This window comes from Curtobacterium sp. PhB78, from assembly GCF_003751685.1.
Lineage (GTDB): Bacteria > Actinomycetota > Actinomycetes > Actinomycetales > Microbacteriaceae > Curtobacterium.
Map to the genome: position 1 here is coordinate 565,203 of NZ_RKIA01000003.1, position 14,034 is coordinate 579,236.

Sequence of the window (14,034 nt, forward strand, 5' to 3'; positions counted from 1 at the left end):
CAGTCGTTGGTAATCCGATGATTACTTGTCTCGACGGACTGTAGTAATCGACTGATAACATGTCAACCATGAGCACGGAGACAGCCGTCCGGATGCCGGCAGCGCAGCGTCGCGCGATGATCCTCGAAGCCGCACGCGGGGTGTTCGGCCGCCAGGGGTACCACGGCACCACCACCGACCAGATCGCCTCGGCGGCGGGCATCAGCCAGCCGTACGTCGTCCGGATGTTCGGGTCGAAGGAAGCGCTGTTCCTCGAGGTCTTCCGCGACACCCTCGGCATCCTGCTCGACGCCTGGCGCGAGACCCTGACGACCCTCGGCCCGGACGACGTGCCGGCGCACGTCATCGGTGAGCAGTTCGTCGACCTCGCTGCCGAGCAGGGCCTGCACACCGTGCTGCTGCAGGGGTTCGTCTCCGGTGCCGAGCCCGCGATCGGTGCGGCCGCACGCGACGGCTTCCTCGAGATCTACCGGTTCCTGCGGGACGAGGCGGGGATCCCGGACGACCAGGTGCAGGGCTTCCTGGGCAGCGGGATGATCTTCGCGATCATGCTCGCGATCGACATGCCGGCGCGGTTCGACGAGGACCGCGACGCGGCGGACCTGCTCCGCGCGACGTTCGGCGCGAAGTGCGGGCAGGTGCTCGACCTGGTGCGGCCGAGCGCGGCAGACCCGGGCGCAGCGCACCCGGGCGCAGGGCACCCGGGCGCAGCGCACCCGGGCGCAGCGCACCCGGGCGCAGCCCGCCCACGCGCCTAGAGCGTCAGCAGCACCTTCCCAACGACCTCGCCGTCGCGGACCTTCCGGTGCGCCTCTTCGACCTCGGCGAGCGGAAGGACAGTGTCGATGACCGGGCGGACGCTGCCGTCGGCGACGAAGGGCCAGACGTGCTCCCGGACGGCGGCGACGATCGCGGCCTTCTCGGCGAGCGGCCGGGCGCGCAGGGTCGTCCCGCTGATCGACGCCCGCTTCCGCATCAGCGCACCGAGGTCGAGCTCGGCGGTGCTGCCGCTGCCCGAGGCGATGACGGCGATGTGCCCGTTGGGTGCGAGGGCCTGCAGGTTCCGCGCCAGGTACGACGGTCCGACGACGTCGAGCACCACGTCGACCCCGACGCCGTCCGTGAACGCGAGGACGCGCTCGACGAAGTCCTCGGTGCGGTGGTCGACCACCAGATCGGCACCCAGGTCACGCGACGCCTGGACCTTGCGGTCGCCACCGCTCGTCGCGATCACCGTGGCACCGAGGGCTTTCGCCCACAGGACGGCGTGCGAGCCCATGCCGCCGGTGCCACCGTGCACGAGCAGCGTCTGCCCGGGGCGGAGTCCGGCGAGCATGCCGATGTTCGAGTACACGGTGCAGGCGGCTTCGGGCAGGCCGGCAGCCTCGACCAGGTCGACCGCGTCGGGGACCGGCAGCACCTGCGTCGCCGGTGCCACGACGAGCGAGGCGTAGCCGCCGCCGGACAGCAGGGCGCACACGCGGTCGCCGACGGCCACCGAGGTCACGCCGTCGCCGAGTGCCCGGACGGTGCCGGAGACCTCGAGCCCGAGGATCTCCGAGGCTCCGGGCGGCGGCGGGTAGTTCCCCGCGCGCTGCTGCAGGTCGGCGTTGTTCACCCCGGCGGCGGCGACCTCGATGAGCACCTCGCCCGCGGCGGGCACCGGGTCGGGCAGGTCGGTCACGGACATGGTGGTGTCGTCGAACGTGATGGCGCGCATGCCCTCGACGGTACGCCGGGCAGCCGGTCATCCTGTGAGTGCCCCATGTACGCTCGATGACGGATCTGCACCTCATCCGGGGGAGTGCGGACCGATCGAGGGGGACTCTCCACCATGCCGAAGAACAAGCTCATCGCGCTCGCCACCGCCGGCCTCGCGCTCACCCTGCTCGCCGGTTGCTCGACCGGGCCGTCGAAGGCCGACCAGTGCACCCAGTTCGAGAAGACGGTCAAGTCCGCCGCCGAGGGCGTGCAGTCCGAAGCCGCGAACCTCCAGTCCGACCCGGACGCCGCCGTCACGAAGCTCAAGGAGCTCGACGAGAAGATCTCCGACGGCGTCGACGACCTGTCCGACGACGCCCTGCAGGACAAGGGCGAGGCCTTCGAGGACGCCTACGGCGACCTCGTCGACCAGATCGAGGACATCGCGAAGGACCCGCAGTCGGCCGACGTCTCGGCGCTCACGAAGTCCAGCACCAAGGTGCAGGACGCCGGCAACGCCTTCCAGAAGGAGTGCAACTCCTGATGCGCCGCACCCTCACCGCGGTGACCACGGCGCTCGTCGCCGCGGCGCTGCTGGCGGGCTGCTCCGGCGGCTCGTCCAGCGACGGCGGCTCGTCCGACGACGGCGCCTCGACGGAGACGTCGAAGACGTCCGCCCCGTCGAAGACGTCGGCCGCCGCCGCGCAGACCAAGACCGAGGCGTGCGCCCTGGTCGAGAACGAGCTCAAGTCGTTCATCGCCGAGCAGACGTCGTCCTCGGCGCCGGCGGACCCCGCCGCGCGGGCGAAGCTGGTCGGCGAGTTCACCGACCGTCTCGACGCGGCGCTGCCGAAGGTCACCAACGACGACGTCCACGACGCCTTCGAGGACTTCACCGAGGACGCGAAGGAGTACGCCTCGGCGCTCACCTCCAGCGGCTCGAGCGACTCCGCCGAGGCGAAGGACGCCCAGACCGACGTGCAGTCCTCGCTGAACGAGGTCTCGGCGGTCTGCCCGAGCAACTAGTCGCCGCACCCGGCCCCGACACCGCGACGCCCCGCAGCTCCGACCGGAACTGCGGGGCGTCGCCATGCGCCGTGGAGCGGCAGGACGACGCCGCCTCAGACGGCCGCCGGCTGCGACGCGTCCAGACGGGCGACGTCCTCCGGCCGCAGCTTCACGGTCGGTGCGGTCAGCGAGTTGAGGATCGACTGCGGCCGCGAGGCCCCGGGGATCGGGATGACCACGTCGCTCTTCTGCAGCTCCCACGCGAGCGCGATGACCTGCGGGGTGACGCCACGGTCGCGTGCGATGTACGCGAAGTCCTCGTAGGCGGTGCCGAGGTCGGCGGCGTTCGCGATGCCACCGAGCGGGCTCCACGGCAGGAACGCGATCCCGAGCTCGTCGCAGAGCTCGAGTTCCGGCTCGCTCGACCGGAACTTCGGCGAGAACTGGTTCTGCACCGAGGCGAGTCGTCCGTCGAGGACCTCGTTCGCCGTCCGGATCTGGTCGGGGTCCGCGTTCGAGATGCCGGCCATCCGGATGACGCCCTCGTCGAGCAGCTCGCCGAGCGCGCCGACCGACTCGGCGTACGGGACCGCGGGGTCCGGACGGTGGAACTGGTACAGGCCGATCGCCTCGACGCCGAGGCGCTTCGCCGATGCCTTCGCCGCCTGCTTCAGGTACTCCGGGTGGCCGTTCTGCGCCCAGGCGCCAGCCTCCGGTCGCAGGTGGCCGCCCTTCGTGGCGATGAGGATCGACTCGGTGTCGCCGTGGAACTCGCGGACCGCCCGGGCGATGAGCTCCTCGTTGTGCCCCACCTCGTCATGGGCGGCCAGGTGGTACGCGTCGGCGGTGTCGATGAGCGTGACACCGTTCTCGAGCGCGGCGTGGATGGTCGCGATGGACTGTCGTTCGTCGGGGCGCCCCTCGATCGACATGGGCATCCCGCCCAGACCGATGGCGCTGACCGACACGTCTCCGATGACTCGTTGCTTCATGGCCCCAGCATGCGCCGGGGGTGCGCAGTCGCGCACAGGGTGCGTCGCGCAGTGGTGGTGACCACCCGCCGACCGGGAGGCCCGTGGCGGCCCCGCCCCGCGCCTCCCGTCCGCCGTCCGGTCCCGTCCACCGCGCCCGCTCCGTTCAGCGCCGCGCCCAGCTCGGCGCGTGCTCCGGAAGCGGCCCGAACGCGATGCCCCGGGCGTAGAGACCCCGCGACGGCGGCACGTACCGGGCGAGCAGCACGGGCAGCAGTGGTGGCCCGTCCTGCAGCTGTCCGGCGAACGCCCGCTCGAACACGACGCGGTGCAGTACGGCCTGCGCCGACTGGACGATGACTGCCGGCGGCCTCCGGCGGCGTTGCACCGCGGCCAGCGCACCGTCCAGCCCCGCACCACGGAGCCCACGCTGCAACGACGGAACCAGGATCGCCGCCGTCGCCACGGCGTCCTGCACCGCCAGGTTGATCCCCACCCCACCCGCGGGCGACATCGCGTGCGCCGCGTCGCCGATGCACAGCAGCCCCGGCCGCCACCACCTTCGCAACCGGTCCATCCGGACGTCGAGCACGTGCACGTCGTCCATCGACCCGATCGCGTCGACCCGGTCGGCGAAGTCCGGACGGAGCCGCGCCACCCGCTCCCGGAAGGCGTCGATCCCCCCGGCCCGAAGCGAGGCGTCCGAGCCCTTCGGGGCGAAGTACGCGACCTGGTGGTAGTCGGGCCGCGGGAAGCTCAGCAGCACGTCGTTGCCCGAGAACGCGGGGGTCAGGGCGCTCGCCGCGTCGCCCGACCGACGGGGGAGCCGGAACCACCAGGTGTCGAACGGCACCGGGAACGCCCGTGGCACGAACCCTGCTGCCCGGCGCAGGACCGAGTTCCGTCCGTCGCACGCGATCACGACGTCGGCGCGGAGCTCCTCGGGTTCGCCGCTGCCGTCGCGCGAGCGGAGGTGGACCCCGGTGACCACCCCGTTCTCCTCGATGAGCCCGGTTGCCGCGCGGCCCATCGCGATCTCGAACGACGGTTCCTGCCGGGCAGCGGTCACGAGCAGGTCGAGCAGGTCCCACTGCGGCACCATCGCCACGTGGTCGTACGGGGGATCGAGCCGTGAGAAGTCGCCGAGCAGCAGCCGTGACCCGTCGGGCATGGGCAGGGAGAAGTCGTCGAGCCGTGACTGCGGCAGGGCCCGGAAGCGCTCGCCGAGGCCGAGCTCGTCGAGCAGCCGGATAGTCGAGGCGTGCACGGTGTCGCCCCGGAAGTCCCGGTTGAAGTCGTCGTGCTGCTCGATGACGCGCACGTCGATGCCGGCCCGGGCGAGCAGCAGCCCGAGGACGACCCCGGCGGGGCCACCACCGACCACCACGACCGTCGTCCGCGACACCGTCACCATGCCGTGGACGCTACGCCCCGTCGGACCCGCGCACTGTGCGCACGCACAACGCGACAGGACACGAGGTGATCACCTCGTGTCCTGTCGGGGAAGTGGTGCGCGACGGCGCTAGGCGCTCGCGGACACCGAGGACGACGCGGTCTCGTCGTCGGCGGCGTTCGCGAAGACGACCCCGCCCCACGTGATCACGGCGATCGCGAGCACGAAGCCGACCGCGGCGATCCACCACGACGACTTCCGGCGGATCCACGCGCCGATCGCCAGCACGATCGTGGCGACGCCGATCACGAACGCGCCGCCGACGGCGATGGCCGTGCCGCCGATGTACCCGCCGGGTGAGCACCCGGCGGAGGCATCGCAGGTCGCGGTCGCCGAGATGACCGCGATGATGCCGACGACGGCGGTGACGATCGTCATCACGGCGCCGAAGGCCAGCAGCAGCACGGTCGAGATCCGGTCGGCGAGCTTCGCCGGCGGGAACAACGTGGTGCCGCTGCGCTCCCAGGCCGCGCGCTGCGGGTCCTGGGGGCCGGGCGAGGACTGCGGCGGACCGCCGGGGACGTTGGACCAGGTCATGGGAGCAGTCCTACCGCGCTTCCACGCCGAACGCCTGTGCGAGTCGCTGGATCTTCTGCGCCCGACCCAGGCGGGGCAGGTCGGAACCGTCGCGGATGACCTTGCCGCGGGCCTCGAAGTCGTCGAGGAAGTCCTGCGCCCAGGCGACGTCGGTCGGCGTGGGGGAGATGACCTCGTTGATGACGGGCAGCTGCTCGGTGTCCAGGCAGAGCTTGCCGGTCAGGCCGAGTGACACCGCGACCTGGGACTGCTCGCGCAGGATCGGGTGCGACGACCCCACCGTCGGGCCGTCGATCGGGCCGGGCAGGTCGCCGACGCGCGAGGCGACGACGAGCTTCGACCGCGGGTACGCCATCGCCAGGGTGTCGGCGCTCGTGCCGGTGTCGCGGCGGTAGTCGCCGGAGCCGAACGCGAGCCGGAACGCGCCCTGGGCCCGCGCGATCGAGACGGACTCCTCGATGCCGAGCGCCGACTCGACCAGGGCGATCACCGGGGTCTGGCCGCCGAGCCGGTGCCACGTGTCGGTGACCTGGGCAGGGGACTCGGTCTTCGCGAGCATCACGCCCTGCAGTCCGGGCCGGCCGCGGAGCTCCTCGACGTCGTCGGCCCAGAAGTCGGTCGTGACGTCGTTGATCCGGACCCAGGCCTCGCCGCCTCCGGCCAGCCACGCGGCGACGCCCTGCCGTGCCGAGGGCTTGGCGGCGGGGTCGACGGCGTCCTCGATGTCCAGGATGATCTGGTCGGCGCGGGACCGCTGGGACTTCTCGAACCGGTCGGTCGCGGTGCCGGAGACGAGCAGCCACGAGCGGGAGATCTCGGCGGGGACCGATCGACGCCGGTTCGGCGTGGGGGCGGACGGGGTGGTGCGGTCGTCGATGGCCATGCCCCGTTGGTACCACATCGGACGCGTCGGGCGCGGACCGGAGTGCTTCACCGTGTACCGGAAACCCCGAAACCTCGGTTCATTGCCAGAGAGGGCGCTCGTTCCCGCCTACAGTGTCGGATGTGTGGCGAGCGGACAGGGTGACCGACGGTGAGGACGACGTGAACGACGACGTCCCCGTCGAGGGTGCCCACGAGCGCCCGGATGACGAGCGAGACGACCGCGGTCAGCGCGACCACCGCGACGAGCGAGACGACCGAGACGAGCAGCAGGACGTGGACGAGGACCGGACCGACGACGAACCGGACCGCACGCTCCGCCCGGAACTGCAGCTGACCAGCCCGCAGGCGATCAGCCTCGGCGATCCCCGGCTGCAGGCGGGCAACGCGGCCGAACCGACGTGGGACGGCTGGCGCGGCCAGCTCACCGGCGTCGGCGGCACGAGCCCGCTCACCCACTTCAGCGACCACCCCCGCGCGCGCATCGAACTGTCGACGACGCACCCGGGCGGCCTCGCCCAGTTCATCACCGGCAAGACCACCCTGCTGTCCAGCCTGATCCGCGACGAGGTGGCGCTCCGTGCCGCCCGCGTCGCCGCCGGCCAGGTCGAGGCGAAGGGCACCGAGCTCGCCACCGTGCGCGGGATCGACGCCGTGAAGCTCGGCATCGGCATGGCCGACTGGAAGCACGGCGACGAGCAGTTCCGCGGCCCGGTGCTCCTGCGCCCGCTGGCGATCCGCCGCCACGGCCGTGACTTCGAGGTCCGGCTCCTCGGCGAACCGGTGCTCAACCCGGGTCTCGCCGACGCCCTGCACGAGCAGTTCGGCGTCATCCTCGACGCGCAGTCCTTCGTGGCGCTCGCGCAGCAGGACGGCTCGTTCACCCCGAACCCCGTCATCGACCGCCTGCGTGGCCTGACCGCGCACATCCCCGGCTTCTCCGTGCACGCCCGGCTCGTGGTCTCCACGTTCGCCGAGGTCGCGACCGGTCTGGTCGAGGACACCGGCGACCTGTCCCACCCCGTGCTCGACGCCCTGGCCGGCAACCCGAGCGCCAAGTGGCAGGTCGAGCAGTCGTACCACCCGGTCGAGCAGACCCCGTCGGACGAACGCAGCCCGGAGACCGACACGCTGCTGCTCGACGCCGACGACGAGCAGGAGAACGTGATCGCGCAGATCGCGGCCGGCAACTCCATCGTCGTCAAGACCCTGCCCGGCACCGGTGGCACCCAGACGATCGTGAACGCCCTGGGCGGTCTGGTCGCCGCGAACAAGCGCGTCCTCGTGGTGAGCCCGCGCCGTGCGACCCTGCGGGGCATCGCGGCGCGCTTCGGCGAGGTCCAGCTGCCCGGCGTCGCGGTCACACCGTCGACCCTGCGCCGTGACGTCGTCCGTGCCATCGCCCGGAACGAGAAGGCGGCCCGTCCGAACCTGCGCGAGGTCGACGACGCCCTGGTCCGGCTCCGCAAGGTCCTGAAGGACTACCGCGGTTCGCTCACCCGCAAGGACGCCGACTTCGGCGTCTCGGTGCTCGACTGCCTGGTCGAGCTCTCGCGCCTGTCGCTCCTGCCGGTCCCGCCGTCGACGACCGCGCGGCTGTCGAAGCAGTCCGTGGCGTCGATGGTCGAGGGGCGTTCGCGCGTCGCCGAGACGATGGTCAGCGCGGCCAACCTCGGTGAGTTCCGCTACGGCCCCGACGACTCGCCCTGGTACGGCGCGAAGTTCTCCACCAGCGACGGCGCCCAGCGCGCCCACCGCATCGCGAAGGACCTCGACTCCGACGGGCTGCCGACGCTGCTCCGCCGCGCGCACGACCTCGTGAGCTCGACGCACATGCGCCAGTTCACGACGATCAACGAGCTCGGCATCTACCTGCGCCTGCTCACCGAGATCCGTGACACCCTCGACCGCTTCCTGCCGGTGGTCTTCGACCGTTCGGTGTCCGAGCTCGTCGCCGCCACCGCCCCTCGTGGCGAGGGCGCTCCGATGTCGTCGACGAACCGCCGTCGCCTGAAGAAGCTCGCTCGCGAGTACGTCCGCCCCGGCGTGCACGTCTCCGACCTGCACGAGGCCCTGACCCGGGTGCAGCAGCAGCGCGTGCTGTGGCAGCGCTACGTCGCCGCCGGCGTGAACCCCGAGGTGCCCACGGGCATCGCGGACGTGCAGGTGCTGTTCTCGAACGTCGCCGAGGACCTCGCGCGTCTCGACGAGCCGCTCGGCCGGTCCGAGCGCGACCGTCAGCTCGCGAACACCCCGGTCGACCAGCTCGTCCCCACCATCGCCGAGCTCGCGGCCGAGTCCGACGTCCTGCACAACCTGCAGGAGCGCACCGAGCTCATGCAGACCCTGCGCGACCTGCAGCTCGAGCCGCTCATCACCGACCTGGCGAACCGGCACGTGCCGGACCTGCAGGTGCCGGCCGAGCTCGAACTGGCCTGGTGGCAGTCCGCGCTCGAGACCATGCTCGAGTCCGACCGGGCGCTGCTCGGCGCGAACACCGACATGCTCGACCGGGTGGAGGCCGACTTCCGCCTCGTCGACGACGCCCACGCGGCCGGGGTCTCCCAGGGCCTGGCGTGGCAGCTCGCCGAGAACTGGAAGGTCGGACTCGTCGACTGGCCGGAAGAGGCCACGGCGCTGAAGACCCAGCTGCGCGAGGGTGCGATCACCTCGCGGCTGCTCCAGGACTCCGCACCGCACCTGTCCCGGTCGATCGCACCCGTGTGGCTCGCGAGCCCGTACGAGGTGTCGCAGATCGCCGACACGATGCCGTTCGACACCGTGATCCTGGTCGACGCCGGCGCCGTGACCATCGCCGAGACCGTCGGAGCCGTCCGTCGTGCGCGCCAGACCGTCGTCTTCGGTGACCCGGTCACGCAGACGCCGTCGCCGTTCCGCATCGCCGTCGACCCCGAGCACCGTGCGCTGCAGGTCGACGAGGGCACCCTCGACGCCTTCCACGCCGACTCCGCCCTGGCGAAGCTCTCCACGCTGCTGCCGACCCTGTCGCTCTCGCGGTCGTACCGCGCCGGCGGCGAGGACCTGGCCGAGCTCGTGAACCGTCGCTTCTACGGCGGCAAGATCGAGTCGCTGCCGTGGGCCGGCTCGTTCCTCGGGCACGGCTCGATCGCGCTCGACTACGTCAGCGACGGCAAGGCCGTGCCGGACCCCGAGTCCGGTGCCGTCGAGAGCGTCGACGCCGAGGTGGACCGCGTCGTCCGCCTCGTCATCGACCACGCCCGCACCCGCCCGTCCGAGTCGCTCATGGTCATCACCGCCTCGGCGAAGCACGCCGTGCGCGTCGAGCAGGCCGTGCTGACCGCGGCGCAGGGCCACAAGGACCTGACCGAGTTCGTCATCGGCGACCGCGCCGAGCCGTTCATCGTGGCGACGCTCGAGCAGTCGGTCGCGCAGAGCCGCGACCGCGTCGTGTTCTCCATCGGCTACGGCCGCACCCCGCACGGCCGCGTCCTGCGCGACTTCGGTCCGCTCGGCAAGCCCGGCGGCGAGCGGTTGCTCGCGGTCGCGATGACCCGTGCGCGCCGCTCGATGGTGATCGTGACGTGCTTCCAGCCCTCCGACATCGAAGCCGAGCGCATGGGCCACGGCACCGTCGCCCTCGCCGAGATCCTGGCCGAGGTGCGTGCGCGCACCACCGCCGAGTACGTGCCGGACGACTCCGACCCGCTGCTCGTCGACCTGGCCCGCCGACTCGAGATGCGCGGCATCCCGGTCGCGCTCGGGCACCGCGGCAAGCTCGGCCTGGTGGCCGCGCACGGCGGGGTCTGCGTCACGATCGAGACCGACGCGTCGCTGGTCAAGGGGTCGCTGCGCGAGTCACTCCGCCTCCGCCCCGAGGTCCTGCGCCGACTCGGATGGCACTACGTCCGCGTGCACGCGTTCCAGCTGTTCTCCGACCCGGACCGCGTCGCGAACACCGTCGCCGCTGTGCTCGGTGTCGACCGTGGCGCCACGCAGGAGATCTCGATCCCCCCGATCCCCGCCCGCCGATGACCGACCGGCCGAGTCGGCGGGCCTCCCGGCCCGCCGGTCCGGTGACGCCGGAGACGGACCAGCTGGTGGGCACGTGGACGCGAGCCGACGACGCGTCGTCAGCCGCGCCTCCCGTCCGGTCAGCGTCTCCGGAACGCGACACGGACGACCTGTCGGGAGGCCCGGTGCGGCGCCGCAGACGCGTCACCACCCAGCCGGTGCCGGGTTCAGACCCCACCCCCGCGCCGGAGCCGGCGCGGCACGGATCCGGCGAGAACGATGTCCGTCTCCGGGCGGACGTCCCGCCCCACTGGTAGCAGGTAGCCTGGCCTGCGATGACTGACACCGTGCGGCAGCGCCCCGACTGGCAGACCTGGCCGAACCTGATCTCGCTGTTCCGGCTGCTGCTGATCCCGGTCTTCGTGTGGCTCGTCGTCGCCGGACACCCGGGCTGGGCGTTGGTCGCACTCGTCGTCATCGGCGTGAGCGACTGGGCGGACGGCTTCATCGCGCGCAAGTTCGACCAGGGCTCGAAGCTCGGCAAGGCGATCGACCCCGTCGCCGACCGACTCGCCATCATCGCGATCGTGCTGTCGCTCGTGCTGACCGGCCTGCTGCCGTGGTGGGTCGTCGCCGTCGTCGTGCTCGTCGACCTGGTGCTCGTGGTGCTGTCGAGCGTGCTGTTCCACGGCAACCCGGACCTCGACGTCACGTGGACCGGCAAGATCCGCTCCGCGCTGCTCTTCGTGGGCCTGCCGGTGCTGCTGTTCTCGGCCGTGCACGCCGTCGACGAGAACGCGCCGTGGGTGCGGGTCGTCGCACTGGTCTTCGTCTACCTCGGCACCGTGGGCCACGTCCTCGCCGGCATCCAGTACGCGACGGCGATGTTCGCCAAGCGCCGCCGCGTCCCCGTCGCCTGACGTTCCCCCCCCCGAACGAGACCAGGTTCCGGACACAGCACCGCGGATCGCTGTGGTGTCGTGTCCGGAACCTGGTTCCGGTGCGCTGCTAGAGCTTCGTCGAGCCGCCGATGCCGGGTCCCTCGGGAGCGGTGTTCGGGGCGATGTGCGCGCCGGTTCCCGTGCTCGTGGAGACGCCGTTCTGGGAGCGGAGCAGGTCGCGGATCTCGAGCAGCACCTCGACGTCCGTCGGGGGCACGTCCTGCGGGGTCTGCTCCTCGTCGTTCTTGACGCGCTCGAACGCCACCTTCTTCAGGTGGTTCACGGGCACGACGAGGGCGAAGTACACGACCGCGGCGACGATCACGAAGTTGATGACCGCGCCGATGATCGCGCCGAACAGGATCTTCGCGCTTCCGCCGGACACCGTCGGGATGGACCAGACGAGCGCCTTGTCGAGGCTCGACGCGTTGAAGACCGCGCCGATCAGGGGGTTGATGAGGCTGGTGACGATCGCGGTGACGATCGCGGTGAACGCAGCACCGATGACGACTGCGACGGCCAGGTCGATGACGTTGCCGCGGAGCAGGAACTCCTTGAAGCCCTTCACGGGACTCCTTCCGGTCGAGGACAGCCGCCGGACGGCGACCCCATCAACCTATCGGCGAGGAGCGCTCGTGGTCAGGAGGCGCTGGGCTTCGGCGTGCTCGGCTTCGACTCGGTCTTGGCTGGGGTGGACTTCGTCTCCGACTTGGCCGGCGTGCTCGACGAGCCCTCGGACTTCGGCGCCGGGCGCGAGTCGGTGCGGTAGAAGCCGCCGCCGTTGAACGTCACGCCGACCGGGGAGAACACCTTGCGCAGGACACCGCCGCACACCGGGCACTCGGTCAGGGTGGCGTCGGAGAACGACTGCTTGATGTCGAACGCGTTGTCGCACTCGGTGCAACGGTACGAGTAAGTGGGCACGTCAGCTCCGGAACGTGATGATGCGCGACGGCGTGATGATGCCGTCGACGGGTTCGTCGTGGGGTTCGCGCGGGACCTCGTCGAGGTACTCCGCGTCGAAGATCACAGCATAGACGGGCGGGCGCTTCGCCATGGACCCGAGGGTCTTGTCGTAGTAGCCGCGGCCCCAGCCCATCCGGACGCCGTCGTGTCCGACCGCCGCCGCGGGGGCCAGGATCGCGTCGACGTCGTTGATGGCGATCGGGGACAGGACCTCGCCGACGACCTCGGGCATGCCGAAGATCCCCTCGGTCTCGCTCTCACCGTCGCCGACCGCCCAGTCGAGCAGGCCGTCCTCGCGCGTGACCGGCAGGAGCACCCGGATGTCGTGCGCGAACGCCCAGTTCAGGAACGGCCGGACGTTCGGCTCGTCCGACGCCGACAGGTAGAGCGCCAGCGAGGTGACCTGGCGCTCCTCGGCGAAGCGCTGCAGGGTCGCGGTGAGCGCCGCACTGTCCGCGTCGCGTTCCGTCGTGGTCCGGGTGCGCCGCCGCTGCCGGAGTTCGGCTCGCAGGGCGCGCTTCTCGTTCCCGAGATCAGCGATCATGCGCAGGAGTCTACCGAGCGCATCCGTTGCGGCTTCCCGCCGGGAAACGCGCTGATGCCGTGTCCCCAGTAGCGATGACATGCCCCGGAAACCCGGATCGGATACGGTCTGGGGCATGGGCTTCCAGATTTCCAAGGCGGTGATCCCAGCGGCAGGGCTGGGCACTCGCTTCCTCCCCGCGACCAAGGCGATGCCGAAGGAGATGCTCCCCGTCGTCGACAAGCCAGCCATCCAGTACGTGGTGGAAGAGGCTGTCGACGCAGGACTCACCGACGTCCTGATGATCACGGGCCGCAACAAGAACGCACTCGAGAACCACTTCGACCACGTGTCGGAGCTCGAGGAGACCCTGAAGAAGAAGGGTGACCACGAGAAGCTGCAGAAGGTCAACCAGTCGACGGACCTCGCCGACATGCACTACGTGCGTCAGGGCGACCCGCTCGGCCTCGGCCACGCGGTGCTCCGCGCGAAGATGCACGTCGGCCGCGAGCCGTTCGCCGTGCTCCTCGGCGACGACATCATCGACGCCCGCGACCCGCTGCTCAAGCGCATGATCGAGGTCCAGGGCGAGAAGAACGCCACGATCGTGGCGCTGCTCGAGGTCCCCGAGTCGCAGACCCACCTGTACGGCATCGCCACGGTCGAGCCGACCGACACCGACGACGTCGTCAAGATCACCGGGCTCGTCGAGAAGCCCCCGCAGGGCGAGGCGCCCTCGAACCTGGCCATCATCGGCCGCTACGTCATCCGCCCCGAGGTCTTCGACGTCCTCGAGAAGCAGGAGCCCGGCAAGGGCGGCGAGATCCAGCTCACCGACGCGCTCATGAAAATGGCGAGCGCCGAGGAGTGGACCGGCGGCGTGTACGGCGTCGTGTTCCGTGGACGCCGGTACGACACCGGTGACAAACTCGACTACATCAAGGCGATCGTGCAGCTCGCCTCGGACCGCGAAGACCTCGGCCCCGACCTCAAGTCGTGGCTGAAGGAGTTCAACGCGGGCGAATGAGTCGGCCATCCCGCCCGGGACCGTGCACACGG

Annotated in this window: 14 protein-coding genes; 6 read left to right on the forward strand and 8 right to left on the reverse strand. The window is 71.1% G+C overall.

All coding sequences use genetic code 11. From position 1 onward, the window contains the following. Nucleotides 1–68 precede the first annotated feature (68 nt). Complete coding sequence (locus EDF53_RS09635) at nt 69–758, forward strand: TetR/AcrR family transcriptional regulator (protein ID WP_173170849.1); 690 nt, start codon at nt 69–71, stop codon at nt 756–758. Here the strand turns inward: EDF53_RS09635 and EDF53_RS09640 are convergent. Continuing rightward, nucleotides 755–1,720: an NAD(P)H-quinone oxidoreductase gene (locus EDF53_RS09640; RefSeq protein ID WP_123293353.1), complete on the reverse strand. Its 966-nt coding sequence runs from the start codon at nt 1,718–1,720 to the stop codon at nt 755–757. The genes EDF53_RS09635 and EDF53_RS09640 overlap by 4 nt on opposite strands. A 114-nt stretch (nt 1,721–1,834) precedes the next feature. Here EDF53_RS09640 and EDF53_RS09645 point away from each other — a divergent pair, with 114 nt between their 5' ends. Together EDF53_RS09645 and EDF53_RS09650 are read left to right on the forward strand one after the other, a co-directional pair. Next, nucleotides 1,835–2,245 carry a hypothetical protein gene (locus EDF53_RS09645; protein WP_123293354.1) on the forward strand — a complete coding sequence of 137 codons (411 nt, stop codon included), beginning with the start codon at nt 1,835–1,837 and terminating at the stop codon, nt 2,243–2,245. After that, a complete protein-coding gene (locus tag EDF53_RS09650) occupies nt 2,245–2,727 on the forward strand; it encodes a hypothetical protein (protein WP_123293355.1) in 483 nt (160 codons plus the stop codon). Before EDF53_RS09645 ends, EDF53_RS09650 begins: the two co-directional genes overlap by 1 nt. Before the next feature lie 95 nt (nt 2,728–2,822). Here the strand turns inward: EDF53_RS09650 and EDF53_RS09655 are convergent, their stop codons facing one another. The 4 genes from EDF53_RS09655 to EDF53_RS09670 form a co-directional block, all read right to left on the reverse strand. Further along, nucleotides 2,823–3,701 carry an aldo/keto reductase gene (locus EDF53_RS09655; protein WP_123293356.1) on the reverse strand — a complete coding sequence of 293 codons (879 nt, stop codon included), beginning with the start codon at nt 3,699–3,701 and terminating at the stop codon, nt 2,823–2,825. A 145-nt stretch (nt 3,702–3,846) separates the two neighbouring features. Beyond that, the gene (locus EDF53_RS09660) at nt 3,847–5,094 is read right to left on the reverse strand and encodes an FAD-dependent oxidoreductase (RefSeq protein WP_123293357.1); all 1,248 of its coding nucleotides are present in this window, start codon (nt 5,092–5,094) and stop codon (nt 3,847–3,849) included. 108 nt (nt 5,095–5,202) lie between these two features. Further along, nucleotides 5,203–5,670 carry a DUF6264 family protein gene (locus EDF53_RS09665; protein ID WP_111086304.1) on the reverse strand — a complete coding sequence of 156 codons (468 nt, stop codon included), beginning with the start codon at nt 5,668–5,670 and terminating at the stop codon, nt 5,203–5,205. A 10-nt stretch (nt 5,671–5,680) separates the two neighbouring features. After that, nucleotides 5,681–6,553: a CoA ester lyase gene (locus EDF53_RS09670; RefSeq protein ID WP_123293358.1), complete on the reverse strand. Its 873-nt coding sequence runs from the start codon at nt 6,551–6,553 to the stop codon at nt 5,681–5,683. Between the two features lie 140 nt (nt 6,554–6,693). Here EDF53_RS09670 and EDF53_RS09675 point away from each other — a divergent pair, with 140 nt between their 5' ends. Then, nucleotides 6,694–10,566, forward strand: coding sequence for an ATP-binding protein (locus tag EDF53_RS09675; RefSeq protein WP_123293359.1), 3,873 nt, complete (start codon nt 6,694–6,696; stop codon nt 10,564–10,566). Nucleotides 10,567–10,880: 314 nt separating this feature from the next. Next, nucleotides 10,881–11,465 carry a CDP-alcohol phosphatidyltransferase family protein gene (locus tag EDF53_RS09680; RefSeq protein WP_123293360.1) on the forward strand — a complete coding sequence of 195 codons (585 nt, stop codon included), beginning with the start codon at nt 10,881–10,883 and terminating at the stop codon, nt 11,463–11,465. 88 nt (nt 11,466–11,553) lie between these two features. On the opposite strand, the gene mscL is transcribed toward EDF53_RS09680, so the two are convergent. The 3 genes from mscL to EDF53_RS09695 form a co-directional block, all read right to left on the reverse strand. Then, a complete protein-coding gene (gene mscL, locus EDF53_RS09685) occupies nt 11,554–12,054 on the reverse strand; it encodes a large conductance mechanosensitive channel protein MscL (RefSeq protein ID WP_123293361.1) in 501 nt (166 codons plus the stop codon). A 71-nt stretch (nt 12,055–12,125) separates the two neighbouring features. Then, nucleotides 12,126–12,410 carry an FmdB family zinc ribbon protein gene (locus tag EDF53_RS09690; protein ID WP_123293362.1) on the reverse strand — a complete coding sequence of 95 codons (285 nt, stop codon included), beginning with the start codon at nt 12,408–12,410 and terminating at the stop codon, nt 12,126–12,128. 1 nt (nt 12,411) lies between these two features. Then, a complete protein-coding gene (locus tag EDF53_RS09695; protein ID WP_123293363.1) occupies nt 12,412–12,996 on the reverse strand; it encodes a 5-formyltetrahydrofolate cyclo-ligase in 585 nt (194 codons plus the stop codon). A gap of 115 nt (nt 12,997–13,111) precedes the next feature. Here EDF53_RS09695 and galU point away from each other — a divergent pair, with 115 nt between their 5' ends. Then, the gene (gene galU / locus EDF53_RS09700; RefSeq protein WP_111086297.1) at nt 13,112–14,002 is read left to right on the forward strand and encodes a UTP--glucose-1-phosphate uridylyltransferase GalU; all 891 of its coding nucleotides are present in this window, start codon (nt 13,112–13,114) and stop codon (nt 14,000–14,002) included. The last annotated feature ends 32 nt before the right edge of the window (nt 14,003–14,034 follow it).

Coding starts and splice junctions, on each gene's coding strand:
- EDF53_RS09680 (WP_123293360.1), top strand. CDS start 10,881: ATGACTGACACCGTGCGGCAGCGCCCCGACTGGCAGACCTGGCCGAAC.
- EDF53_RS09670 (WP_123293358.1), bottom strand. CDS start 6,553: ATGGCCATCGACGACCGCACCACCCCGTCCGCCCCCACGCCGAACCGG.
- EDF53_RS09655 (WP_123293356.1), bottom strand. CDS start 3,701: ATGAAGCAACGAGTCATCGGAGACGTGTCGGTCAGCGCCATCGGTCTG.
- EDF53_RS09650 (WP_123293355.1), top strand. CDS start 2,245: ATGCGCCGCACCCTCACCGCGGTGACCACGGCGCTCGTCGCCGCGGCG.
- EDF53_RS09645 (WP_123293354.1), top strand. CDS start 1,835: ATGCCGAAGAACAAGCTCATCGCGCTCGCCACCGCCGGCCTCGCGCTC.
- EDF53_RS09640 (WP_123293353.1), bottom strand. CDS start 1,720: ATGCGCGCCATCACGTTCGACGACACCACCATGTCCGTGACCGACCTG.
- EDF53_RS09635 (WP_173170849.1), top strand. CDS start 69: ATGAGCACGGAGACAGCCGTCCGGATGCCGGCAGCGCAGCGTCGCGCG.
- EDF53_RS09660 (WP_123293357.1), bottom strand. CDS start 5,094: ATGGTGACGGTGTCGCGGACGACGGTCGTGGTGGTCGGTGGTGGCCCC.
- EDF53_RS09665 (WP_111086304.1), bottom strand. CDS start 5,670: ATGACCTGGTCCAACGTCCCCGGCGGTCCGCCGCAGTCCTCGCCCGGC.
- EDF53_RS09695 (WP_123293363.1), bottom strand. CDS start 12,996: ATGATCGCTGATCTCGGGAACGAGAAGCGCGCCCTGCGAGCCGAACTC.
- galU (WP_111086297.1), top strand. CDS start 13,112: ATGGGCTTCCAGATTTCCAAGGCGGTGATCCCAGCGGCAGGGCTGGGC.